This is a genomic window from Ammoniphilus resinae (assembly GCF_017873965.1).
Lineage (GTDB): Bacteria > Bacillota > Bacilli > Aneurinibacillales > RAOX-1 > Ammoniphilus_A > Ammoniphilus_A resinae.
Window position 1 is genome coordinate 231,846 of sequence record NZ_JAGGKT010000004.1, and the last position, 23,945, is coordinate 255,790.

A 23,945-nucleotide genomic window follows, 5' to 3' on the forward strand; every position below is an offset into this window, starting at 1 on the left:
TGTAAACGGATTATTCAGTAAATAAAATCGTGCTTTCATTTAAGAAAGGTGTACCCATACAGGTAGATACACCTTATATTTTATTATTGTTGTACTATTGATAAAGCCACTTTCTTCATTTCATCTACTGGCAGGTGTCCTGTAATGGTATACAAAACCCCATTTTTATCACTCCAATCAACCTTATTTATATATTCAACTCTTGGCTTTTGAGTGGATTCATCATAAGAAACTCTTGGATTTTTACCTACATAAATTATTGTATCTCCTACTTTGATTTTTTCATTGTATGCCAAACCTTGCCTTGTCACATGCTTAGCACTGGAACTTGAATCAATCGAAAATATCCAATCAATTGAATTTGTTTCGTAATGAAAAGTAACAAATGGTATATCTTTGATTTTACTCCCTGAAATCAATTTTTGTTCTGTATTATTGGGTAAATAAGATGGCAAAGTCAATGATATTCCAATTTGTTGTATTACATCTTCAACAGATTTATATTGTACAGATTCTATAGGAAGCCCCTTAATTACATCCTTTTTATTAGTTTCATCTTGCTTTCCCTTTTCTAAAACGAAAATTCCATTTCTAATTTCAAATTTATATTCAGAGAAAATTTTAGACATTATATCTGTTGCCAATGCTTTGGCAGAAGGAGAAACTAATATTACAGTCCCCATTAACAAGAAAGACCCACATACAGAAAAGGTAACTTTTTTCCACAATGGCTTTCTCCAAAATCGTTTACCTTTTGTATGTTCCATGTGTTGTTGCTTTTGCTTTCCTTTTTCTATGGCATTGCCAATTGCCATATTTAACTTCCCCATAGGTATTTCTACATCATTCAGATCATCTTTCCATTTGGTTAAATCCCTACTCATTGACACACACCTCCTTTAATTCTACACGAAGTTTTTTCAATGCATTGTGTAAGCGTGTTTTTACTGTGCCAACTGGACATTCCAAAATTTCAGCGATCTGCACTATAGTCAAATCATGATAGTATTTTAAAATAACCACTGTTTTCAGCTTCTCTTCTAGTTGGTCAATGGCAGAAGATAAATCCATCTTGTCCTCAACATGAGTTGTGTTTGCAGAAGCTACACGGTTAGGTATAGGTTCTGAAAATGGAATGATACGCTCTTGTTTTTTTATGTAGTTAATTGCACAGTTAATTAGGACTCGTGTTAGCCAAGTTCTAAAATAGGCAGGTTCTTTAAGTTGTTTAATAGAGATAAATGCTTTGTATACAGTTTCTTGTACAATTTCTAATGCATCATCTTCATTTCTTGTATAAAAAAGCAGTACAATAGAGCATTGATTTACTTTCTTCAATTAGTTTTCTAAATGCTTCTTCATCACCATTTTGGGCAAGTATTACTTGTTCCATATAACCTCCAAATCAGACTCCTTTATTTATTAGACAATTGAGCATAGGATTTGGTTTTTAAAAAATGAAAAAAAGATACCCATTGGTGGTATCTGTATAATGTATGAAATCATTCTTATAAATAAATAAGCCACCCCTCTACATAGACCTGTCATAGATAGCCTTTTGTGCTTTATGTCGTAAGAACAAAAAAACATTACTTGATATTTATATTTTCTTTGGTGTTCTTCTCATTCAGCAATTTATTACTTTCTTCTTCCAAACCAACTTTAAGTGAATCAATGTCATAACCTTCTGCCAGAGTTGGGAAAGTTCCTTCTGCTTTAGAGGAAGAAGCCTTTGCTAAAATAACAATCCCTTCATGTCCATTCACTTCAATTCTGTCCACAAGGTATCCCTTTTTAGGATGAATATACCATTTACCATTGTGCTTTAAGATTATTGTTTCGTTAAGTTTATTTTTTGCTTCTTCCCATTGTGTTCGTATTTCATTAGGTATCTTATCTTCTATATCACCTGACATAATATGTTGTTGTGACTTGTTTATTGGTACTTTCAATTCAATCTTATCAACTGTCTTTATTTCTGTATTGGTTTGTTCAGTTTTAGCAGTTTGTTTATTTTCTTCACCTTTGTGGGTTCGTGTTGCTACTTGTTCACTTGTACCACTTGAATTGCATCCTGCAACAATTACAGTTGACATTATCGTTATTCCTAATAATTTAACTTTTTTGCGATTTATCAACTTGTCCACCTCCTATTACTTAGACTACTTAATCAAACTAGGTATTTTATTGTAAATATCCCCCATCCTTTTACTTTGCTATTCAATCTTGATAGCGTAAGCATACTTAATCTTTGCTTTTTAAATTATTTCTAATGGTTATAAATACATTGAAAACTCCAATCGCCTTAATTGAGTTTTTAGTATCATCAAAAATGTATGTCTCGCCAATCATTATGAACGGCAAATGCTCGATCGATTCTGTCATAGGGTCTATTGTTGAATGAATACAATCAATTGAATCACAATTGATTCGATATTTTTCTGTCAACCATTCATGATATTATTGCGTGCTAGGTACAGTAAAAAACATTAATAGGAATAAAACCAAGATTCCCCACAAGATAAATCGTCTTGATTTTCTCCTACTCATTATTTCACTCCTTCCCAATACGATTCCAAACAATTTTCTATAAGTCGTTCTTTTATATTACTATTTGATATTCCTTAGTTTAGTTTTTAACGTTTTTGAACTCCCACAAATTATAACGTTTGATTTCCTTTCCATCCTTTTTAATTACAAGTACGGCATCTTTTAAAGCACTTTTCTTAACTTCTTTTATTTCTTCATCATTCGGAAAATGATATTCCTCATATTTTCCTTCTTCAACTCCTGTTCCTTTACATGCTAATTCATAACTAACGTGATGATTCAATATTTCAGGTTCTTTTATATCTATTTCACTCCTAGACCCAGTTTTAAAGGAAACATCGCCTTTTATAGTTCTAAACCTATCTAGTAATGGAGTTTCAATATCTGATCATAAGGGATTTTTTCTCCATTTTGCACATCAATTGTTGGGGTTTTAAAAACAAATTTATACTCTAGTTCTGCCGTTATTATTGAACCAACTTTCTTATTATCATCAACTGCAACAATGAGATTGACCAAGATTTGACTAGTTTTGTTTCTAAAATATATATCTGTAAATCACCCTATTAAAGAAGTAAAAGAAGCCGCCATAGCAGCCTCTTTCGTATAGAATCTGGATTACCTTTATAACCTTTGACAATTTAAATCCAAAATAAATTCTCTATTTTCGATCCAACAGGATTCGGGTTTTCCATATAAAAAGGTATTTTCGACTAGATTTCGTATTTCTTCATTAATTCGCCTAATTCCTTATCTATTGCTTGGTCATTACTTAGTTTTTCAAACTCCTCATCCAGCGATTTTTCTTTTTTCTGCCATTCTTCACTAGCTTGAGCTTCGGCTTCCAGATGCAAGACCTTATCTTCCATTCGTCGGATATCCGCCAGTGCTGAATCCCCTGCAAATCCGGACAGAGTTCTGTTTATATTTTGCTGTGCCTTCGCCGCATTCGCACGGGCTACCAACATCTCCCGTTTATTCCCTAATTCAGTATACTGTTTACGCATGTCGTTAAATTTTTCGCGTAATTGGTCGGCGAGCCCTTTGTTTTGTTCGTAGCTTGCCTTGTATGCGTTCATTTTTTGCTCAGCTGCTCTTTTCTCCTCCAATGCCCGCCGGGCAAGCTCTACATTTCTCGCTTGTGCCGCCAAATGAGCTTGTTCATCCCGCTTGTTAAATAGATCCTGCTGTTCTTCATAGAGACGTTTAAACTTTTTCTCCAAGGTAATTTGGGCAGCTACTGCCTTTTCAGCATCAGTTAGATCTTCCTGCATATTCCTCAAATATTGATCTGTCATCTTTATTGGATCTTCTGCTTTTTCAATCAGCGTATAAATATTGGCAAGGGTGAGATCTTTCAATCTTTTAAAAATGGACACGGTCTTTCCTCCTTATCTATTGTGGATCAGGCCCTTCTAATCCTTTTGAAGACGCAGGAACAGGTTGTGTTTGCGTTTTTTGTGTCAATCCTTTGATCAGTTGTTCAACATCAATCCCGGAAACGCTCTTTAACATTTCTGGTGCAGTGGCCATAAGATCCGTCACATAATTGCTGACCCTTGCTGCGCCCTGGCCATTCCCCGTATCAACAACGGTCAGTTTATCAATGGAACTTATTGGTTGAGCAATCTTTCCAGCCAACTCTGGCAGCATTTTAACAATAATATCGAGCACGGCAGCTTCACCAAATTTGGCAAAAGCTTCAGCTAATTTCTCTTTTGCTTCAGCTTCGGCTAAACCACGCAATTTGATAACTTCCGCTTCAGCACTCCCTTTTGCCCGCTCCGCATCAGCCACAGCCAACCCCTCAAGTCGTTTTTGCTCAGCGCTTGCTTTTGCTTCTGCTTCTATTCTGTACTGAAGGGCCTCTGCCTCCCGCATTCGCTTGGCTTTCTCAGCCTCCGCAGACATTTCTACGGCATAACGATCGGCATCGGCTTTCTTTTTGACTTCAGCATCATACTGTTTCTCCCTACGACTAATTTCCTTTTCTTCCAGGTCAATTTCTCGTTCTTTCCGAACCAATTCTACCTTCATCTGTTCCTCGACAACTGTTTGTTTAGAACGAGCTTCCTGAATGTGATAGGCTTGATCAGCTTCTGCCTTTGCCATATCTTGTTCACGTGTAAATGACGCGATTTTCAGTTGGTTTTCCTTGGTCGCTTCGGCAATATTGGTATCTCGAAGAAGTTCTGCCTTCTGGCCTTCCTCTTCCGCTATAGCCTTCTTCACCCTCGCGTCGCGAACAGCTTCTGCTTCGGCAATTTCCGCATCGCGCTTCACTGCGGCAATCCGCGGTTTACCAAGTGCATCCAAATACCCGTGCTTATCCCGAAGATCCTTAATGGTGAAGGAGACGATATTTAGCCCCATTTTTTTCAGGTCTTTGGCAGCAACCCCTTGTACCTCCTGCGCAAATTTATCCCGGTTGCGGTAAACTTCTTCTACTGTCATGGAGCCAAGGATTGCTCGAAGATGGCCTTCAAGCACCTCCTGTGCTTCCCCCTTCAAATCTTCCTTCGGCTTTCCCATAAACTGCTCGGCTGCTGTTGCCACATCTTCGACAGACCCACCAATTTTAATAATCGCAACCCCATCGGCCATAACCGGTACACCCTGTTCCGTGTATACCTCCGGTGTGGAAACATCCAGTTTATGCGAGAGCAGAGAGAGAAATTCCGCTTTCTGGAATATAGGAAGAATAAACGCTCCGCCTCCACGTACAATCTTGATTTTCCGACCTGATTCATCCGTTGGTACATTTTTTGTTCCCAAAAAAGATCCAGTGACAATCATTGCCTCATCCGGACTAACCGTCTTATACCGTGCCCAGAAGGCCAATCCCAATATGACGATAACTGAGATAATAAGAATGGGAATTGATAGAAATCCTGACATGCTTTCTCCTCCTTCATCTGCTCTTCTGAACTCCTCGAATCAGCATCGAACTCAGAAGTTTATTGCAGTGCCTCAATGAGGCTTTCTATATTTTTTCAAAACGGGAAACAAAGAGAGTGTCTTCCTTGACCTGAACGACAACTACACGGGTCCCCGAGTTAATTTCTTCGCGGTCAAAGCTGGCAGCAATCTGATTGGTATTGGACAACCCGACTTTTATCACCACTTCCCCATAGCCCTCCCGGGGAATCGGAATTGTCACTTCACCAATTTTTCCTGATAGTTCTTGAATAGAATAACTTGTCGAATTTTCCGCATTCTGCATGGGCTTTACGTAGAAAAAATAAACAAGAATGGATAGAAAAATGGCAATAAGAAAGGACAATAGAAGGATGATCCAAAATGAGAAAAAGGTGTACTCAGTCAGCAATATCCCTATGCCGCCAAACGCAGTGATCCCGCCTATGATGACCATCGGATGGAAAAAATCAGGTCCTTCGAGCGAAAGAAAATCGAGCATTCCATCAAGAAATTGACCAATAAAATCGCCGAAAACAACGGATACTATAGCAAACAAAACACCAACAATCAGGCATCCCCAATAAATTTCAAGCATCCAACTCCTCCCCCAAAAGAAACTCCTTACATTTTGTTTATACGGAAAAACTGGGTAAAAGTTTCAAAATTGCTACTTTTTATATGAACCCCGATTTGTCGACTAATTCGGGTGAATTGTTAAATATATCAAAGATGCAGCAACTCGTCACATCTGTTGCCACAACACAGCTAATTCATTGATTTTGCAACCATAATAATTTCCTCCTTTGTTAGATGCCCCGATATGCTAATAAAATAATTTTGGGTTATCCATGTGAGTGTGCTGTACCCGTGTTCAGGAAAATACGCCAGGGTTGCCTGATGTCCTCCGATGCTCAATTCCTCAATATGTTTAGTGCCATAGGTAGCTCCGGCACCAAACTGATCACCTATTGTCATCTGATGAATCTGAAAGAATTTATCTTGACCATCCATGTAGTTCAACGTAATATCTTTGCTCTTTTCCTCAATCTCATTTTTCATAGCTGTTACGTTTTCTAACTTATATCGATGTGGAATTTCCTTCGGTAACATGATTGGGAATGGAGTAGTTTTCTGTGCATCCTCCAAAGTCATATCTGTCGGTACAGCCTCCGATCCTGGCACGATGCTAAACTCCTCAGAAGGGGGGGCTGTTTCACTGTTGGAAGGTGTATCTGCTACCTTAATAAACATGGGGGAAGTATCTCCCTGTAACGAATGGAACATTTGGATAAGCCTCTGAAAAGCCTCTCCATTTCCAGGATTCCAATGATTTTTTTGACCCAATTGTTGTTGTACTTTTTCCCATGCTTCCGAAGAAGACAAACGGGGTGAAGGACTATTTGCCAATTCCTCGATAACGATATCTTGAATCAAGTAATCAAAATGATTATTGTTCATCGCACTATGTCACCATCCTGTATCGCTGGATGTTGTTTTAAGGAAGATTTTAATTTGAGCTTTGCACGGTGAAGACGGGCTTTAACTGTTCCCACCGTTATTTCTAATGCCGAAGCCATCTCTTCATACGTCATCTCATATTCGTACCTCAGAATGATCACTTGTTTGAATTCAGGTTTTAATATCATAATCTCTCCACGAAGCAACTCCCTAATAAACCGGTTCTCCACCTTGCGCTCGACAGAGGAGATTGTTTGGTTTTTTACTTGATTATCAATGTAGACGTCTTCTGTGGTAAAATCGTTCCATCTTTTTTCTTTTCTTAAAAAATCAATGGCTGTTCTGGTTGCAATCGTGCCTAGCCAGGCCGCCATCTTATTCCCGTCTTCGAGATGATACAGATTTTTAAATGCTTTGATAAAGGTTTCCTGCACCACATCCTGCGCTAAATCCTGATCATGGGTTATGAAATAAGCGATCCTATAGATCCGTTGATAGAACATCTCAAATAAAATCCTTTGGAATTGCTCATCCTTTTCACTTTGCTTTCCTAAAAAGCCTTTGAGCAATATTCAACACCCCCTCTTTAAAAACCAGACCTCTAACTATTGTGTCATCGGTCTTTCTTTGTGTCCACTTGATCACTAAAAAAAGCCCAAATTAGGGCTTTTTGACTAATCGTTTATTAAAGATTATTTTAGGGAGTTACAAGAATCTTTGCCTTTCACCATCTGTAATAATGACATTAAACCCTCTCGAGCTTCCACCCGCAGGGTATTTAGGTAAAGAAGTAACATCGATATTAGCAGTAATTTTAAAAGTCTTGGATTGCCTTCCTTTTAGTGTTAAAAAATAGGGACCCGCTTCGTTCATGAGGCTTTGTAAAGGTATATCATCTTTAAAATGAATATCATCTATAAATACAAGTGAAAATTGAACATCCTTAGAACTTTTGTTTTCTAAGTAAACGGAACAATCCCCATATAAGAGGTTGGTCTCTTCATTTAACTCAAAGCGACATTCACTTGCATCCCGTTCATATGATATGGCATAAATACCGGATGCAAAGGTTTGTTGGTAACTATTGATGATGAGTGAGGGACCGAAAATAGCGGTCAAAAAAGCTAAAAAGATAACTCGACCGTTATACTTTGCAAGCGAATGGTTGAACAAAAATAAACTGGCTAGTAATAGAGCAATGGAAGTCACACCTACATAATGAAGTCCTGTTTTTGTTTCCATATTTTGATGAGTTGGTATTCCTATTTTGGTTAAAAGTTTTTCTCCTAATGGTTGAACGTCTGGAAATTGAAAGTTTAATAGCATGGATAGAAGTAAAAAGGGAACACCTAGTATAAAAAAGCCCCTCTTTTTAATCATTAAATTAATTCCCACCTAACAATTCTAAAAACTCTTCCATCCCATCTATAACACTAATACCCCAAATCATCAAGTTTTCCGCAGAAAAAGGGACTGAAGTCTCAACAGTCCCTTATCCTTTACATGGAGCAACCAACCATTGTTAGCGCCGTAAATACTATTTTTTTGGCAGTTTTTTAATGAGTTGGAATTTACTCATTCAATTTTAACAAGATGTACTTCACCTTAAGATCTACCCCTTATTCGACTTCCGATTCTACAGGAAAGATGCTTGGGGATACAGTACCTGCAAGGGTGGTCGTAATTTTGTTATCGGATACCTTATACAAACCGCTCCGAAGTCAACTTTTTCATTCCAAACTCCTGATTCAGATTCATCATCATAGGTCTTTTTCATGTTTGCCCCATCTGATTCTATAAAGACATAATACTTTCCATCCTTTTTCGTAATGGCTGTTTTCTAAAAGATTGTTGCTTTTTGCAATTTATTCGGTACCATTTAGTTTTATGATAGAATCGGACTATGAATGACTAAATAGAATACTTTAAAAGGATTGTCCGATAAAATCTTATGCTATTTGAAAAAGAACAAATCGCTTAGCCGAAAGGAGGTAATTTTGTGGAATTTAATTTCGTTGAGGTATTGACAATGTTTATTAGTGTTTATTTACTTATTGTTGTCAGCAAACTTGATAGTCGTGTTAAAAGTTTGAAATATACTTTAACCCAATTTACCAAAGAAAATAATATACCTGAAAACCACCCAATAAACGATGAATTGCGAAAGTTAATTAATGAGGGAAATGATGTCAAAGCAGTCAAAAAAGTCAGGGAAACCTTTGGACTTCCATTGTTAGAAGCCAAGCAATATGTTGATGCATTAAAACTTGAAACTAAATAAATGTATCATTTTTCCTTTTATGGGTTACTAAGCGAACTCCTAAATAAGTTCGTTTTTTTGTGGACAAAACTAGAAAACAAGCATTTGCTCGACTCGCTTTTCCCTAAATCAAGCCAGCGGAACCAGTAGCGATAACTGTCCAGATACTTCGTTGAAACTTCTTGAAAACTTGGATGGAGCGTTTTCAAGGTGTGGCAACTAAATACTTGGACAACTACCTTTATTGGTTTTGATGGCTTGATATTGGTGAAAATCTGACATTTTACAAACGTGTGGAACAAATGCTTCTTTCACTTTACTAAAAGTCGTATTATACTACCATTGAAATGCTAAGAAGTACATAAAAAAGCCTCAATAAGAGGGCAATTAGTGTATTTTCTATGTTGGCGAACCAGTTGAAATAAAATACATTAAGGTTAATTTCACAGGTATTGCTAAAATAGATAAATGAACATCTCCTTTCTGAAATCTCAAATCTATTATTATACAGTGATTACACTACTTACTTCCTAATAAAATAAATATTTGATAAATCATAATGGCCATCCTCATATCTAATTTTTCCAATCTCACAATCCATGCTTGATTTACTCTTCTTAATGCCTCGAGTTTCTTAAGGTTATTCCGTTTGATAAATCCCTTTAGATCCTTTACAGATTGAGGATTAAAAATAAAAGGTACACTTGCCATCAAAAAACAATACTAACGTGGGCAGTTATGGAGGCTGGTACCTATTTTATTTTTTGTGGGAGAGCAGCTCTGAAACGCTTACGAATTCAAATCCTCGTTTCTTCAGCACCGGCAGGAAGATGCCTAAGGCTTGAATGGTTTGATGCCGGTCCCCACCGCCATCGTGCAAGAGTATGATATCGCCGTTTCTTGCATTGCGAATAACATGATTAGCCATCACCATTGCCCCTGGCATAGACCAATCCTTTAATTCTTGATGATAAGACCAAAGAACGACTTTGTATCCTTGCTTTCTTGCTTCCTGTAAAAGGGCATTATCTAAATATCCTCCCGGTGGCCTAAATAACTTAGGGTGATTCGGCTGGTAACGTTGAATGATTTGATCAGCGTGTGTAATCTCGTCACGAAACTTCTGAAAACCAACTTTATTTTCATAAGAATGCGTCATCGAATGATTCCCTAATTCATGGCCTGATTCCACTACTTGTTCAACGATTTCTGGATAACGCTCCATTCGATTTCCAATTTGGAAAAAGGTGGCATGTGCACCAAAATGCTCTAAAATAGTAAGAACTTGAGGAGTATAAATTGGGCTTGGCCCATCGTCGAATGTTAATGCAATTAATTTTTTCTGGGTAGGAACATCCCAAATAACCTGCCCGGTTGGTTCAATTTCCTTTCTCTTTATCATCTTTGCAGAAGTATTTGTTTGAACAATAAAGCAGATACAGACTAACAAAGCAATAAACCGGAACCATTTCATTACAACAAAAGCCCCTTTAAAACTTTTATTGTCAAAATGTATACGTTTATTATATTTACCATTTACTGCATTACTATGTCAGAAATTGTGTTGTAACGTCCATATTCAAGAAAAGATCTCCAATTGGATTCGTGAACTTCAGAGTCGAGCATTTGCCTCCGTATTCCTTTAGATTTCGCCTAACGGAGGACACCTTGACTTTGGCTAACGGTAGGCTTTCTCAGTCCCCCGTTCGGCCATTTCACACACAAAAAAAAGAGCCAAATGAATGGCCCCATTAACTATTAACACCTGTTAATTAAACAAAGAACGATATACAATTATTATTTGTAAGAAAACCCCAATAAAAATTTTCAGCATAAAATAGGTTTCATTTGTTATCTTCATTCTTTATTTTGCTAATCATCCAACCCACAAACATACCTATAAAAGCTCCAGATACACCAAATCGAATTATAGAAACGATATAATCGTAAACAGGAACATACTCCGTTGTATAACCACCATCAAAAGGAGTAATTACTTTGTAATCCACAAATAAAAATGCTAAAGCTAAGCAAACTAAAAATCCATAAAAGGACCCTTTTTGAATACATTTTTCCATTAAATCACCTTTTAAACCATTATAGTAAATCTCTTCTAATAATATTTTCTTCTTATACTAACCTTTCGTTCAATAAGATAGGCTGCCAGTAAGGGTAGCTTATTTTTGATCGTAATTTTACTCTCGATCCCTCGTCGAATAATACGATTTCAACTCTACTTTCTCCAAATATGTTCACCCGTGACAGCATCAATATACCGCAAAGTCCGATCACCCTCGGGATCATTAGCAGAAAGGGTAGTCGGAACATACAGCAACCGATACAATGGTACCTCCTGATCATTGTCCAAGAACCATTTAAGACGAAGTTGCAGATTTTCGATATAGCGATCAAATGCAACTTCCGGTGTGATATTCGGAAGGAAACTTCGATCTGACAATTCTTGAATCATTTCATAAGAAACGCCAATATATGTGCAGACGTCCCCTGTTGAAGTATTGATACTGATTGTGATCCGTTCATGATTCACAGGGATTCCATCAATATAGACTGGCAAATAGAAAAATTCACGTTCACGCGGTTCCCCATCTAATTTCTCATTATCGATTTCAAGTTGAAGATAACGGGCGTAGTCTGGAAATACGATGCCGAGGAAATGTTCCGCCTTTTGCCAACACTGCTCCCGGCTCAGCGATGGTATCCCAACCTTATTCCAACCCATCCGGTGAAACCCGACAAGACGTCCAGTTTTCTTTTCTAGTTGTACCATGATCGCCGATTCCCTAAAAATACGGAGTTTGTCTCCCCACTTCCTCTCCATATATGCATCTGCGGTCAATGCTTCGGTTTCCGGATTCTTTTCCTCCCGTTCCCTAAGCTGATACAAAGATTTTATTCTCTCACCATCATCCTCCGACTTCTCGAGCACATAACGCTCAATGTCGATGTCGAGTAGCTGCTCCAAAGACAGCGCTTTATCATAACTAGGTTTCGGCATAGACTCAATCGGCGGCAAGGGATGGCTTGGTGGCATGACGTAATGTTCCGGCCCAAATATATCTACCCCAGTAACGGCATCAAGAAATGGACGATCTGGAATCGGCTCGTAAACTAGCCGATATTCATGTTCGGTTCCTTTCATCTCATACAAAGTAGGATGTAAGGAAACAATTGCTAATTTCATCCGTAAATTATTTTGTATATACCATGTCACGGTCTTTTCGTCTACGATGGCGTCTGGCCATTCAGGTTTTTGAGTTTTTTGATTTCCACGCCCTTTCAGCCGGAACCTGACAACGTTTAATTCCCTATCCAATATTAAGTCACAGCCAGTATGGGGAAGTGGTAGTCCACCGACTTCCTGACGAAATATAAATTCCGTTCCATCAGGCCTCTTTTTTACAATGACAGACGTAAACTCAGCAGAATTGGGGGCATGCTTCGCAACGAAAGCATCAGCAATATTTTTTGCTTCCTCATCTCCGTTTAATTCTTTAGGTTTCTGCTTGGACTCATCCTTATATTCAAGATCTATCTCCAACCTCGTAAGTAGTCCGGTCGTCAAATCTAGTGCTATCTCTATTTTGTTGTCACGGTTTTCGGGATCCTCCCATATGAAGCACCGTTCTTGCTCATTGCCCTTCGGAATACTGTCTTCCATCTCTAGCAAGTAATGCTTGGGTATCGGAAAAATGGTTTTTACAATGACCCGAAGCTGTTCATTATCGATAAACACAATATCCCTCCATCTATTATTATAGTATAAATACATTCACCCATAGCAATTGAACATTATGCTGTGCATTTAGCTTATCAATATCTACTGTACGTCTGCCATACATTCTATTTCTCACCCTTGACCTGGTACAGCTACCTCAACCATAGTACTTTCATTTCACATTTTGTTCAGTTTATAAAATCTACTGCTTGCTCTTATTTATTAAGATAATGAATAAGTTCTTTAAGATCAGTCAAATCCTCATCCCACGTTAGAATCCAAACCATATTCAAGTATTACTCCGTAATCAACTTAATCTTATCTAATATGTTTTCTATTACAGAATTTATATCCGCATAACCATAATAACGAACATATATAACAGCTTTTCCTTTCGAAGCAAATACTTCTTTAAAATCATCTTCGTCATGAACTATTAAGAGATCAAGGTCTGAATGCTTTGATTCAACAAAATCATCATCGCTATATTCATACCTATATCTTTTTATTAAATCAGCAATGAGATTATCCGCCATAGCTGGTATACTGAGCTGATAAACCCTTGTATAAATACTTGGGGAATATTCGCCACTCCCGTCCCCCCACATTTTACCGGGAACAACCCCGTTTTCATCTGATTCATATTGGATGGGTGCCAACGGGCTCCAATTATACGTATACCGGTTATCCCAATCTACACCGTCTCTCATATATGAAGATTCCCCTCGAACCAAGGCAAGATTTTGCTCTATATCTGCTAACCTGACAATCGGTAAGTCAAGACTTGATTCTGGTAATGTTTTCGTTTCACCTTTTACAAGTTGTGCGAATGGAAGTATAGCACTCGATCCAACAACGATTGTAAAAACTAAAGCGATCATAGAATTTAATTGATAGTGCCTTTTCCAAGGCGCATGATGATCGATCGGTTTTCCTGCTGTAAGATCCTTCCGCAAAGCACGAATTGATATGGCCGCTTGTAGTGAGATATAGGCCAAATAGCCAATGAAAATGGTTATAATAGTTTGTTGAATAGCCATTCCTTCGACCAAAACAAAGGTAGGCGTTCCATCAAGAAACCAAATAGCGGACAACATACCGATCATTAAAATAATTGCAACAGCAACCATACCAGCATTAAAGACCAATTTCTTGTCCAGTTCCTTTAATGTAAAAGATTGCTCAGCGGGGTCTGTATGTAGCTCTGGTACTTCCAGCTCAACAGGTGATGAAAACACATGAAAACGTTGATAGCCTGTCACATAATCCCATCCACTATCCGCATACATCTCAATCTGTTCTGGTGTCATCTTCTTTTTTAGTGAAACATCTATTCTGTATCTCATTTTTTGGGGTTTACCTTTAACAAAATGAGCAAAATACATCCCCATCTTTTTTAGATGGAGTCCCTTTGCCGCCATATCTTGAAACCAGCTTTCATGCTCACCGATTCGCCAATAATCACTAGGACGTAGTTTACGAACTTTCTTATTCATTTTTATCACCTACCTCTAAAATACTTCCGTCTTGGATCAATGATTTTAATCGACTATACTCTGTACGCAGCGCTTGTTCTCCTTCTGATGTAATTTGATAGGTCTTTCTTCTACCATCATCTTCTGCCAATGAAATAAGGCCGTCTTTTTGCATTCGTGAGAGCACTCCGTAAAGTGTCCCCGGGCCCATTTTTAATCTGCCATTCGAAACTTCTGTAATTGCATGCATAAGCTGATACCCATGGCTAGGATGCATTAATGCTAGTAATACATAATACATTGCTTCAGTCATTGGTCCCCCATTATATGCCATTTCTTAATTCCTTCTTTCGTTTTTCTGGTTATTATGTATTGCGATATATCGTATAACATAACATTACTTCGCAAACTCTCTTTTGTAAATATAAAATATTGATTAGTTTTGTTCGCAGTAAATTACTGGTTAGATCCAATATAAACGCGGGGTGAGCTAATACATTTCTTGGAAATTAAAAAGCCAGTTATTCTATGCTTATCTTAGCAAAGAATAACTGGCTTTTGATTTGTTAAACTATCGAATCCCAAAAGTGGAAAAATATTTCTCTCGTTCACTTGTATTTTTTTGAAACCAAAAATTGAACAAATGGTAGGGTGACAATGGTAGCACAAAATACCAACATCAAAGGAACATTAGTTTTGTCTTCTTCACCCTTTCCATATTCGGAAACAGCCAAAATGATTAATACGACCACCATCAAAGCAAAATAACTGATCTTACTACTAACTTTTACTATATGTTCCTCTAATTCATCCTTCTGTTCTTCCACGTTATTTCCACCCAAATAACTTGTCTTTCCAAAGGTGTGGAGTTCCAATAGGGATGCTATGAAAATACTAATCGTAAATAACCCATAGGAATCTATTGTGTGAGAGTTAAAGTATGTAAATGTAATTTTTCCACCAACTGCTAAAATGCAGATCCAAAGAATAAATTTTACCAACCTTTTTTGCTTCTTTGTCACTTATTTATTCCTCCTCAATCAACATAAAATAACTCATCGACCTTTACCTTCAGAGCTTTTGCCAATCGAAATGCTAGTTGTAAGGTAGGATCATACTTGTTATTTTCTATAGCATTTATTGTTTGGCGAGTGACATTGCATCTTTCTGCTAACTCCCCTTGCGACCAGCCGTTTGATTCACGTAATTCACGTATATTATTTTCCATTAGAATTTAAGCGTGACCCCCTGTAAAAATGTTTTTACACCATAATTATAAATATCCAACTATTGCGTGTCAAAATGTTTTTACACTACCGGTTGATTAGGTCTTCTGCATAACTTCTCGAGACCCCTTATCTTTAAAGTGCTGCCCTCTACGTTGCTTAGAAAGTTAAATAATTACAGCAAGAAAAATCGTTTGTATAATAGCTATGCTTATCAATAGAAAAATAAGTGTTGTGACATATTGTTTTGACTTCTTCAAATACTTCCGCTCCAGAATTGATTTAAATGCCATTGTTATAACAAAATAGAGTATCCAATACCACTTTTGAACATTTATCCTTTGAAATAAAAAGCGGAAACGTGCATAAAAAGGTAACTAATATAATGCTTCTTTCCCATCGATCAACAATTTTACCAGGGTATCCGAAATCATTTTCTTTTCTAAATCAAGTATTTTATTTGTTATTTTTTATATAGGGGGTAAATACCAGCGAAGTTGTCACCTACCACAATAAGGAAATGTCAAGACTACAATCAAATTGTTTAAGTTTAAATACTTTTAACACGCATACCCCTGTCCTGTTTTGGATGGGGGGTAACTTAAAGTATTAAATTTTCTAAAGAATGCCTTAGCAAAACAGACCTTTAGAAAAAATAATGTTATTTAATAATCGTGTCCATTTGTTTAATCCGTCCACCCTCATTTTTGTTTTACAGATCACTTTATATTAAAGATTCCTATTGTTCCGCAGATAAGTACGCCTAATCCTAAAATGCCTTAATTTTGAGGCATTGTAAATGTCACAGAATATCCATTGCTTTCTTCAATTTTCATAAGGATTTCATTAAGGATTTCTAATGCCCTTTCATTTGAATCATACTTCCCCAAAACTTTACTATCTAAAAATCCACTGCCGATAAACCCATCTATTTTTTTCCCGTTTATAGTAACTTCTTTCACATTCATCAAACTTTGTTTGTCTTGTGTAGCAATCCATAACATAGAAATACTCATTCCCTTCTGTTCAGTTCTTTTGTACCGCAATCGGGCCCTTTTCTAAAAAGGATCCCTATTCCAGATAAGTGTCCGATTACTGAGTAAGCTTTTTATTACATTCTGACTTAATAGCAAACAAATTTAGATACAATTAAGATCATCCAGTCCAACTAATTTACTCATCTTCTTCCAAATCTTTTTGTTGTTTTATTCTGAGACGATACACATAAGAAACAGGAATAATCCCGCAAATGAATATAATTCCCCCGATCAGTATGCCATCGCTCCAGTTGAAGTTTGGAGTAATAGATGTAAGGATGGCAAAAGCAACGGCAATGATTGTTACTACAACAAGACTTATAATAAGCGACCTTACCGGTTTTTTTGGCTTTTTTTCTTGTTCCACACTTACACTCATGTTTAGGTAACCGTAGACAATCGTAGTTAGCATGAAGACAAACCATAGCGGGTTATTCGTCATTCCCTCTATCCCATCCTTAAATACCTCATAGCCAAGAATACAGAGAATTCCTGTTGTTTGTACTATATAAGCTATTCTTATATGCTGTAGATTCCGTACTATCAGTCGTTCATCTGTGATTTTTTTCATTCCACGTCCTCCCTATCGATCCAAAAAATTTCGTCCAATATAGCATTACAACATAACAAATTTGCAGGCACAATTGTAATGTTGGATTATATTTTCCTTTTTCAATTAGGCTGACCGTCTATCGGGTAATGTCTACCTCGTTGGCTAGCTCCTGTTGGGTTAACTCAGCTTTACACGGGCAAGCTTTACGTTATTTTTCATAGCGTATCCTTTTAGGAGTAACACATACATTACAATATGTAAACTATATATTACAATCAATCGTTGTCTTGAAATTCATTAAGACCTATTTTGGAAGAGGTTTTAAAAAGAAAGGGTGATACATAACGAATATGTACCACCCTTTCTCGTTCAACGACCGCACCTGATAATAGTTATTTATGAAGAATTGTTACCTTCCTTACAATAAAATTCATAAGCAAAAAATCCAAATAAATAGCCTATTCCAGCTCCTAGACTAATAGTAACCACTGGAGAGACTGAAAAAAATATGCCTAAGATTATACCGAGGGTGCAACCAAAAAGCATTCCTATTGGTATCAAACTATTTAAATAAATATGAGTGGTTTTTGACTTTTTCTTACCTAGGCTGCCTTGGTTATATTTCTGTTTCAGCCTTTCAATTACGTATACTACAATTACCCCCACTATTACAACAGGTACAATCGCCATGACTAACCCCATGATAGAATCTCCATCTCCTTCACTTTTTATATGAGATCAACACCTGTTATTTAAATTTTTTTGGCAAATAAACGCGCCCTTTGTTTAATAATTTCTATCCAAAAACAGGAGTAGATAACTGCCTGCACAAAGAAAAAATGCTACTCGAGTTATAATATAAATTGAAAGTTCAAGTGAATTTAGTTTTCTTTCCCTTTTAACCTTTTTAAAATGTCTATAATAATAAAATGAACATAAGAGTAGAATTATTGCCGAAAGTTGGAATATGTTTTCCAATAGATTAACCAAAAAACCATCTCCTCAAATTAATGATATACTTCAGTTAAAAAAGACAATTCTCCTTTTTGATGAAACCTGCCAGTTAAGTAATGATGCGGGTCCTGTTCCCTTTGCACTGAGTCGTTAGCTTAATAAACGTAGCAATTTGATTAACTTTATTATTTTTTCATCGTCTCCTGGGTCAACATATAATAATTTTGTATTTTTAATTATATCCTTCATTTCTTCTATAATTTTGTTTTTATCTATATTATCAGGAGGGGGAAAACCTCCGTACCAACGTGATGGAACGTTGTATACATTAATCGTACCATCCCCATTACCACTATAGGTCACCGACCCATCTAATAAGCGATCACCCGTTAACTGGATAACATCTTCAGGATACATAACACTCGTGTAGTATTTAGTATCCAGTGGTGTGCCAGCTGAAATATGTTGAACATTCAATCTATCTATGTCTTGATTGGACCCCAGTTGCAACCAAACTCGAGCATATTCAATTTGTCTACTCGAATACTGGGATAGCGGGTCTTTATCTTCCTTACCACCTACATTTAAGTCACTATTATCAGACTCAATCGAATTTGTATTCTGATTTTTTTCTTGTTCTGACTCATCATCCGCTTTTATGGACTGTGATTCGTTTATATTTTCATGATTATTATTGTCTGTATTGAATGAGTCATAAAAAGCCGTATTATCTTCCTGTTTATTTGTGGTCGATGAATTAATAGATGACTGAACACTCTGATCTATAGAATTAGAACAAGCTGCAAAAATCATCAATATTGCTACCAAAACAACAAAAAAAACATTCTTCAATATTTACACTTCCTTGTATGCATATTGGCCAATACTTCAACAGCAAAAAAAGAACGAACGATCCATTTAGTTAGAAATAATTCTTTCGAAACAAAAAGCTTACAACTGCACTAATAATAATTGCAAATATAACTTTAAGTATTACAACAATGTTTTATTGATGAATAATATTTTATAACCAAAATTATGAGGATAATCCCGAAAGATATAATGTAATCCTTTTTCTCTGAAGTTAACCATTTCTACAACCTACAATTACATTTTAACACAAGACACTGAAACTACTCAGCTATCCCAATCACACAATAAGCCGCCTGTATAGCAGCCATTAATTGCTTATTCAGCTATTGAATACCATTACTTCAATAATTACATTGTTTATTATTGATTGTTTGACCAAAATAGAAAGGGTATGAATTACGTTTTACTAACATTTTCGAATGTATCATTATCCTTAATATGTATAGCTGTATCAACATACAGGTCCCCTCATTTTTTGCGATTCCTCAATTCACCAAGCAATGCAGATCATAAAATGAATAGTAATTATAATTTTAGGAATTTAAACCATACAAAACATTTGTAACAAAGCAAGAGCTAGGACATGCCTTCCCGTACTTTTTAATGGAATTTTCGCCATTGATTTAATATCTATATTCTCATTTATAGAAACACTTTTTTGTCACTTTTAAATTAATGAACCATATTGGTGTCTCTTTTTAAGGACAAAAAAATGAATACATTATTTCCTAAAATATTGTTTTCTAAACGCTTATCAATAATTGTAAGAAATCACTATGTTGTCCTTGGACAAAAGTTACACATGTTAATTCCAAATTATAGATTTAGTGATATGATGAATTTATGTAAGAAGAAATTTGAAGGAGTTTGACAATGAGTGAAAATCTAAAATCTGAAAGTGATATTCGACAGAGGTATCAAACAACAGTACCCCAAGATATACGAGAAAAGATGGGGCTGGAAATCGGAGATTCTTTACTTTGGTCGTATGATAAAGAGCAAGATGAGATTCGAATAATTAAAAAGCCAAAGAGTTTTTCTGATAGCTTATGGGAATTGGGATCACTACTAAACAAAGATGGTTTGGATACGACAAAGTAAAAGAGAGGAGAAAATGAACGTGGAGAATCAAGAAATAATGAAATATGATCGAATTATGTTGGATGAGTCTATTTTTTGTTTTGCTTTGGAACGAGATCAAACTTACGGCAACGGATCATTGAAGATTTTGGAGCGAATTGAGAAAGGAGAGATTGAGCAAGCGTATCTTTCCGCTTTGTCTTATGCGAAAATTATTGGCCATTATGATAATGAAGAAGTGGCAAGAAAAATATTAATGCTCTTATCTCATTTCCCTAACCTTACGATTGTCCCGTTTGACTTTAAGGCTGCCGAACAAACCGCAAATGTTCAAAGAAAGTATCAATTAACTTTTGACCAGGCTGTCTTTGTAGCAACAGCGATCATGAATAACGCGCAACTAATTGTAACGGAAACCAAATCAATACAAATTGAGGTCCCAGGAATAGAATGGTTTGATGTGGAGTACTTGAAAAAATTTGGAGGGTAATTTATTAGTGGGATGAGGAGCGTTATCCACTATTCAATGGAGAGTCATTTGGAAAAGGGTCACAAACTGGAAATAAAATCCGCGCTGTGACCCATTTTTACACATATTTCAGACCCCATTATGAAATTTTCTTTAATTTAATCGTAAACCACTTGAAAGACCGCCGCTTTTCCATCCGCTCCGACTACCCACGTATAAATAGGGATTGCGTGGAGTGAAAGTACCATACCGTTTAATTCTGTCGGGCCATTAAATGTATTATCTGGAGTTCCCATGTACACCTTGAACTGTGTCTGCCCAGGGAAGAAAGACGACAGATCATAATATAACGGATCCCCGCTGCGAACCACTATCATCCCATTGGGGATAAGTGGTGCAGTGCGTACGGTAAACGTGTAAGGTGTGACACCACCCTTACCATCATTAGCAGTGACTGTAACCGTCGTGCTTCCCGCCTCATTGCCCGGCGAGAGCGTCAGATCATTGCCATTCACAAAAACGTTAACAAACGCAGCTGAGCCTGAAGTAGCAGTAAATTCCAATGTATCGCCGTCCTCATCACCAAACAATTGTGTAAGGTCGAATGTTCGTGAATTGGTAACATCGGGCGTTAAAACTTGTTCATAAATCATACTCTCAACAGTTGGGGCGTGATTATCCGGAGCCACTGGGTTCGTCGTGATAGTAATCGTTACATCTGAATCTCGACTTAACAATTCTCCCTTTATAGTAATCGTTCCTTGTCCTTGCAAATTAGTAATTGTTCCAGTTACGTTTGTTAAAATAATTTCATTTTGACCTTGTTCGAAGAATGGATTACCAGGAGGTGAATATCCATTAAAAGTTAATCCGGAAAAATCACCACCGAATACAATAGTTTCTTCATTTATAAGGCTAGATTTAAAGACATCTCCATCTACTGTTAAACGCCAATTTTCCCAATCGATACTACCAGGAGACTTAGATGAAAAAACATTGAGTGGTAAAGTGCTACCAAGTGACACAGTTGCTGTTGGCGGAGCAAGATTCTCAATAGGACCTACTGGATTACTTTCTACGGGTGTTCCTTGTAGAGTTCCTGTACTTGCCAGCGGGGTCACTTCAAAGCTGATATACTTCCCTACATCCTCTGCTATTAAAGTATATTCACTTGATGTCGCCCCATCTATGGCTACCTTGTTTGTTCCTGTTGAATCATCGGCACGTATCCATTTAAATGTTGATATTCCCTGTGTGTCATTTTCAGTATCTGAATATGTATAGATCCCATTTAATGTTTGTCCAAGTTGCGGTGTTCCACTTATTTCTATATCTGTTGCTGTTGGAGCCTGATTTGGTGTTTGCTGAACACTTACGTTAAATGAAACACTTACTTCCCCTCCGTTACCATCATAAGCTGTAACATTAACTGAAGCTGTCCCTTCACCTACAGCTCTAATGAAAAAACCACCGTCATTATAAAAGTTAACTACATCTTCATTGCTTGAAATGATCTCATAACGAAGATCATCTTCATCTTCATCAGAAAAAAGAGAATTTAAATCATCAGTTATAAGGTAATTTTCACCGATACTTAATAATATTGGTTCTGTGCTTTCATCCCCTATAAATTTAGGATCATGATTAACTGGTTGTGAAAAGCCGACATAAACACGGAATGTAGCGGATACCGTACCATTCTTTTTATCATCTGCTTTTACAGTTATGGTTGCTTCCCCTTGATTAAGAGGTGTAAGTTTAATCTTGTTCAAACCATTCTCCGAAAAAACGTCTGCTGTAACGATCTTTACATCATCTGAAACTACAGAATAAGATAATACATCTCCATCAGGATCACTAAAGTGATTGTCTATTTCAACATACTTTATACTCCCTACAAGTAGTTCCCGATCAGTAAATCCGCTAACCACTAGAGGAGAACGATTTACTGGTGTATTATCATTGTCATTACTGTCGTTACTTCCCCCTCCCCCACCAGAACTTGAACCACCGCTCGAAGGTGATGAAGGATTTATTTTTTCGGTTTTAATCTCTTTAAAAGATCCATTAGAAGTTTTATTCTTTTTGTACTCTACGCGGATTTTACCTTCAGAAGGCAGGTTTTCTATTTTAATAGTAACGCTTTTCTTATCTTCAGAAAGAGTAACATTCTGTATGGTGATAACTTTTCCGTTCTCGTCTATAAAAACTAGGTCTTCAGGAGATAACTCAAGAAGTTCTTTTGTAAAAGATACTGTTATGGTTTTGTTGTCAATCTGTGTAACAGTACCTATTTTCGGACTAATTTCATCTTGAGCCTTTAAAAAATTTGACGCAACGAGTGCTACAGCTTGACGATCTGCATTATTCTGGGGATTAAAATGACCATCTCCCATACCATTAATCAACCCTAATTCAACAGCGGTTGCAACGGCATCCTTAGCGTAATCAGCAATTTGACCCGCATCAGAGAAAGTTAAGTTAGCTCCCTTACCAGTTGCTTCTATGCCTAATGCTCGTACAAAGAGAACAGCCATATCTTGGCGAGAAAGAGTGGCTCCAATTCCAAATGTTCCATCCCCAGTACCCTTAATTAAACCTGCTTTGGCTGCAGCTTCTACATATTTAAAGGCATAGTGTGTGTTAGGTACATCGGAAAACGTTGCAGTTGCTGGGGCACTAGTTACATCAAAGTTCAATGCTTTTGCCAAAATAATTGCAAAATCTTGTCTTTCAATTTTCCCCGTGGGATCGAACTTTCCATCACCTTTACCATTTAAAATACCTTTCTCTACTAACCCCTGGATAGCATCTTTAGCGTAAGAGTTGTTGATATCAGCTAAAGGAGTTGCTGCAAGGGCACTCAACGAAAATGAAGACAAAGCTAACAAACCACTTAAAAGCAAGTTATTAAATATTTTATAGACTATTCTCTTTTTCAACCAAACCTCTCCCTCTTCTAGTAAAAAGTGACAATACCATTTTATTCTACCAATGGATTCATTTAATTCAATAATTTTTTCACTATATTGGTAAGACTAATCTATCAAAGGTATCACACTGTTCAGAAAAAATCTCGGTAGAATCATTTTCAGAAAAAGAAAATTTAAATCCGGGAAAATAAAAAAACTAGCTATCTTTAAACGCGAATCATCATCCATTCGTGGCATGGAAAATATCGGTTTAAGGAACAGCTAGGACTTTAAAATTTATTCACCTTTGTGAATGTAATCGAGTTTTATCAGTTAAATTGAAACGAATTTCTCACCTTAAATGAAATTTATCTCACCCAGAATGAAAAATCACAAATTTTGTGATTTTTCATCTTAGGTGAGAATAACATATTGAAAAATCC

The 23,945-nt window shown here is 36.7% G+C and carries 26 protein-coding genes and 2 pseudogenes; 4 read left to right on the forward strand and 24 right to left on the reverse strand.

What is annotated here, in order from left to right:
• Positions 1-83: 83 nt before the first annotated feature.
• The 10 genes from J2Z37_RS09740 to J2Z37_RS09785 all read right to left on the reverse strand — a co-directional run bounded on the left by J2Z37_RS09740 (position 84) and on the right by J2Z37_RS09785 (position 8,307).
• Complete coding sequence (locus tag J2Z37_RS09740) at positions 84-884, reverse strand: DUF4367 domain-containing protein (protein WP_209810060.1); 801 nt, start codon at positions 882-884, stop codon at positions 84-86.
• Entirely contained in the window at positions 877-1,338 is a 462-nt protein-coding gene (locus J2Z37_RS09745) for a sigma-70 family RNA polymerase sigma factor (RefSeq protein ID WP_245203695.1), read from the reverse strand. The genes J2Z37_RS09740 and J2Z37_RS09745 overlap by 8 nt, the downstream gene beginning before the upstream one ends.
• Positions 1,339-1,589: 251 nt before the next feature.
• A complete protein-coding gene (locus tag J2Z37_RS09750) occupies positions 1,590-2,138 on the reverse strand; it encodes a hypothetical protein (protein ID WP_209810061.1) in 549 nt (182 codons plus the stop codon).
• Between the two features lie 491 nt (positions 2,139-2,629).
• Complete coding sequence (locus tag J2Z37_RS09755) at positions 2,630-2,833, reverse strand: hypothetical protein (RefSeq protein ID WP_209810062.1); 204 nt, start codon at positions 2,831-2,833, stop codon at positions 2,630-2,632.
• A 430-nt stretch (positions 2,834-3,263) separates the two neighbouring features.
• Entirely contained in the window at positions 3,264-3,929 is a 666-nt protein-coding gene (locus tag J2Z37_RS09760; protein WP_209810063.1) for a PspA/IM30 family protein, read from the reverse strand.
• A gap of 16 nt (positions 3,930-3,945) precedes the next feature.
• Positions 3,946-5,448 carry a flotillin lipid rafts scaffold protein FloT gene (locus tag J2Z37_RS09765; protein WP_209810064.1) on the reverse strand — a complete coding sequence of 501 codons (1,503 nt, stop codon included), beginning with the start codon at positions 5,446-5,448 and terminating at the stop codon, positions 3,946-3,948.
• An 85-nt stretch (positions 5,449-5,533) separates the two neighbouring features.
• A complete protein-coding gene (locus tag J2Z37_RS09770) occupies positions 5,534-6,064 on the reverse strand; it encodes an NfeD family protein (protein WP_209810065.1) in 531 nt (176 codons plus the stop codon).
• A 170-nt stretch (positions 6,065-6,234) separates the two neighbouring features.
• The gene (locus tag J2Z37_RS09775) at positions 6,235-6,927 is read right to left on the reverse strand and encodes a DUF4367 domain-containing protein (protein ID WP_209810066.1); all 693 of its coding nucleotides are present in this window, start codon (positions 6,925-6,927) and stop codon (positions 6,235-6,237) included.
• The gene (locus J2Z37_RS09780) at positions 6,924-7,496 is read right to left on the reverse strand and encodes an RNA polymerase sigma factor (RefSeq protein WP_209810067.1); all 573 of its coding nucleotides are present in this window, start codon (positions 7,494-7,496) and stop codon (positions 6,924-6,926) included. The genes J2Z37_RS09775 and J2Z37_RS09780 overlap by 4 nt, the downstream gene beginning before the upstream one ends.
• A gap of 136 nt (positions 7,497-7,632) precedes the next feature.
• The gene (locus tag J2Z37_RS09785) at positions 7,633-8,307 is read right to left on the reverse strand and encodes a hypothetical protein (RefSeq protein ID WP_209810068.1); all 675 of its coding nucleotides are present in this window, start codon (positions 8,305-8,307) and stop codon (positions 7,633-7,635) included.
• A 619-nt stretch (positions 8,308-8,926) separates the two neighbouring features.
• Here J2Z37_RS09785 and J2Z37_RS09790 point away from each other — a divergent pair.
• Both J2Z37_RS09790 and J2Z37_RS09795 read left to right on the forward strand, forming a co-directional pair.
• Positions 8,927-9,208 (forward strand): hypothetical protein, encoded by a 282-nt coding sequence (locus tag J2Z37_RS09790; RefSeq protein WP_209810069.1) that lies wholly within the window; start codon positions 8,927-8,929, stop codon positions 9,206-9,208.
• Positions 9,209-9,369: 161 nt separating this feature from the next.
• Positions 9,370-9,510 (forward strand): annotated as a pseudogene (locus J2Z37_RS09795) (IS1595 family transposase); the annotation flags it as partial.
• A gap of 434 nt (positions 9,511-9,944) precedes the next feature.
• Here the strand turns inward: J2Z37_RS09795 and J2Z37_RS09800 are convergent.
• From J2Z37_RS09800 to J2Z37_RS09855, 13 genes and pseudogenes are all read right to left on the reverse strand, one after another.
• Complete coding sequence (locus tag J2Z37_RS09800) at positions 9,945-10,661, reverse strand: polysaccharide deacetylase family protein (RefSeq protein WP_245203696.1); 717 nt, start codon at positions 10,659-10,661, stop codon at positions 9,945-9,947.
• A 370-nt stretch (positions 10,662-11,031) separates the two neighbouring features.
• A complete protein-coding gene (locus J2Z37_RS09805; protein ID WP_209810070.1) occupies positions 11,032-11,265 on the reverse strand; it encodes a hypothetical protein in 234 nt (77 codons plus the stop codon).
• Positions 11,266-11,420: 155 nt separating this feature from the next.
• Complete coding sequence (locus tag J2Z37_RS09810) at positions 11,421-12,941, reverse strand: YcdB/YcdC domain-containing protein (RefSeq protein ID WP_209810071.1); 1,521 nt, start codon at positions 12,939-12,941, stop codon at positions 11,421-11,423.
• A 278-nt stretch (positions 12,942-13,219) separates the two neighbouring features.
• Positions 13,220-14,419 (reverse strand): DUF2812 domain-containing protein, encoded by a 1,200-nt coding sequence (locus J2Z37_RS09815; protein ID WP_209810072.1) that lies wholly within the window; start codon positions 14,417-14,419, stop codon positions 13,220-13,222.
• On the reverse strand, positions 14,412-14,732 hold the full coding sequence (locus J2Z37_RS09820) for a PadR family transcriptional regulator (protein ID WP_209810073.1): 321 nt from the start codon (positions 14,730-14,732) through the stop codon (positions 14,412-14,414). The genes J2Z37_RS09815 and J2Z37_RS09820 overlap by 8 nt, the downstream gene beginning before the upstream one ends.
• Before the next feature lie 274 nt (positions 14,733-15,006).
• A complete protein-coding gene (locus tag J2Z37_RS09825; RefSeq protein ID WP_209810074.1) occupies positions 15,007-15,420 on the reverse strand; it encodes a hypothetical protein in 414 nt (137 codons plus the stop codon).
• 14 nt (positions 15,421-15,434) lie between these two features.
• Positions 15,435-15,626, reverse strand: coding sequence for a helix-turn-helix transcriptional regulator (locus J2Z37_RS09830; RefSeq protein WP_209810075.1), 192 nt, complete (start codon positions 15,624-15,626; stop codon positions 15,435-15,437).
• Between the two features lie 165 nt (positions 15,627-15,791).
• Entirely contained in the window at positions 15,792-15,962 is a 171-nt protein-coding gene (locus J2Z37_RS26130; protein ID WP_425340314.1) for a DUF4181 domain-containing protein, read from the reverse strand.
• Positions 15,963-16,403: 441 nt separating this feature from the next.
• Positions 16,404-16,628 (reverse strand): hypothetical protein, encoded by a 225-nt coding sequence (locus J2Z37_RS09840; protein ID WP_209810076.1) that lies wholly within the window; start codon positions 16,626-16,628, stop codon positions 16,404-16,406.
• 169 nt (positions 16,629-16,797) lie between these two features.
• A complete protein-coding gene (locus tag J2Z37_RS09845) occupies positions 16,798-17,232 on the reverse strand; it encodes a hypothetical protein (protein ID WP_209810077.1) in 435 nt (144 codons plus the stop codon).
• Positions 17,229-17,433 (reverse strand): annotated as a pseudogene (locus J2Z37_RS25505) (helix-turn-helix transcriptional regulator). Before J2Z37_RS25505 ends, J2Z37_RS09845 begins: the two are co-directional and overlap by 4 nt.
• Positions 17,434-17,610: 177 nt before the next feature.
• Entirely contained in the window at positions 17,611-17,916 is a 306-nt protein-coding gene (locus tag J2Z37_RS09850; RefSeq protein WP_209810078.1) for a hypothetical protein, read from the reverse strand.
• A 402-nt stretch (positions 17,917-18,318) separates the two neighbouring features.
• The gene (locus J2Z37_RS09855; protein ID WP_209810079.1) at positions 18,319-19,020 is read right to left on the reverse strand and encodes a hypothetical protein; all 702 of its coding nucleotides are present in this window, start codon (positions 19,018-19,020) and stop codon (positions 18,319-18,321) included.
• Between the two features lie 894 nt (positions 19,021-19,914).
• Here J2Z37_RS09855 and J2Z37_RS09860 point away from each other — a divergent pair.
• Positions 19,915-20,142, forward strand: coding sequence for an AbrB/MazE/SpoVT family DNA-binding domain-containing protein (locus J2Z37_RS09860; RefSeq protein WP_209810080.1), 228 nt, complete (start codon positions 19,915-19,917; stop codon positions 20,140-20,142).
• A 19-nt stretch (positions 20,143-20,161) separates the two neighbouring features.
• On the forward strand, positions 20,162-20,611 hold the full coding sequence (locus tag J2Z37_RS09865) for a type II toxin-antitoxin system VapC family toxin (protein WP_209810081.1): 450 nt from the start codon (positions 20,162-20,164) through the stop codon (positions 20,609-20,611).
• 137 nt (positions 20,612-20,748) lie between these two features.
• Here the strand turns inward: J2Z37_RS09865 and J2Z37_RS09870 are convergent, their stop codons facing one another.
• Positions 20,749-23,532: an S-layer homology domain-containing protein gene (locus J2Z37_RS09870; RefSeq protein ID WP_209810082.1), complete on the reverse strand. Its 2,784-nt coding sequence runs from the start codon at positions 23,530-23,532 to the stop codon at positions 20,749-20,751.
• Positions 23,533-23,945: the final 413 nt, after the last annotated feature.

Coding starts and splice junctions, on each gene's coding strand:
- J2Z37_RS09740 (WP_209810060.1), bottom strand. CDS start 884: ATGAGTAGGGATTTAACCAAATGGAAAGATGATCTGAATGATGTAGAA.
- J2Z37_RS09765 (WP_209810064.1), bottom strand. CDS start 5,448: ATGTCAGGATTTCTATCAATTCCCATTCTTATTATCTCAGTTATCGTC.
- J2Z37_RS09770 (WP_209810065.1), bottom strand. CDS start 6,064: ATGCTTGAAATTTATTGGGGATGCCTGATTGTTGGTGTTTTGTTTGCT.
- J2Z37_RS09775 (WP_209810066.1), bottom strand. CDS start 6,927: ATGAACAATAATCATTTTGATTACTTGATTCAAGATATCGTTATCGAG.
- J2Z37_RS09785 (WP_209810068.1), bottom strand. CDS start 8,307: ATGATTAAAAAGAGGGGCTTTTTTATACTAGGTGTTCCCTTTTTACTT.
- J2Z37_RS09800 (WP_245203696.1), bottom strand. CDS start 10,661: ATGAAATGGTTCCGGTTTATTGCTTTGTTAGTCTGTATCTGCTTTATT.
- J2Z37_RS09805 (WP_209810070.1), bottom strand. CDS start 11,265: ATGGAAAAATGTATTCAAAAAGGGTCCTTTTATGGATTTTTAGTTTGC.
- J2Z37_RS09815 (WP_209810072.1), bottom strand. CDS start 14,419: ATGAATAAGAAAGTTCGTAAACTACGTCCTAGTGATTATTGGCGAATC.
- J2Z37_RS09820 (WP_209810073.1), bottom strand. CDS start 14,732: ATGGCATATAATGGGGGACCAATGACTGAAGCAATGTATTATGTATTA.
- J2Z37_RS09830 (WP_209810075.1), bottom strand. CDS start 15,626: ATGGAAAATAATATACGTGAATTACGTGAATCAAACGGCTGGTCGCAA.
- J2Z37_RS09840 (WP_209810076.1), bottom strand. CDS start 16,628: ATGTTATGGATTGCTACACAAGACAAACAAAGTTTGATGAATGTGAAA.
- J2Z37_RS09845 (WP_209810077.1), bottom strand. CDS start 17,232: ATGAAAAAAATCACAGATGAACGACTGATAGTACGGAATCTACAGCAT.
- J2Z37_RS09850 (WP_209810078.1), bottom strand. CDS start 17,916: ATGGGGTTAGTCATGGCGATTGTACCTGTTGTAATAGTGGGGGTAATT.
- J2Z37_RS09860 (WP_209810080.1), top strand. CDS start 19,915: ATGAGTGAAAATCTAAAATCTGAAAGTGATATTCGACAGAGGTATCAA.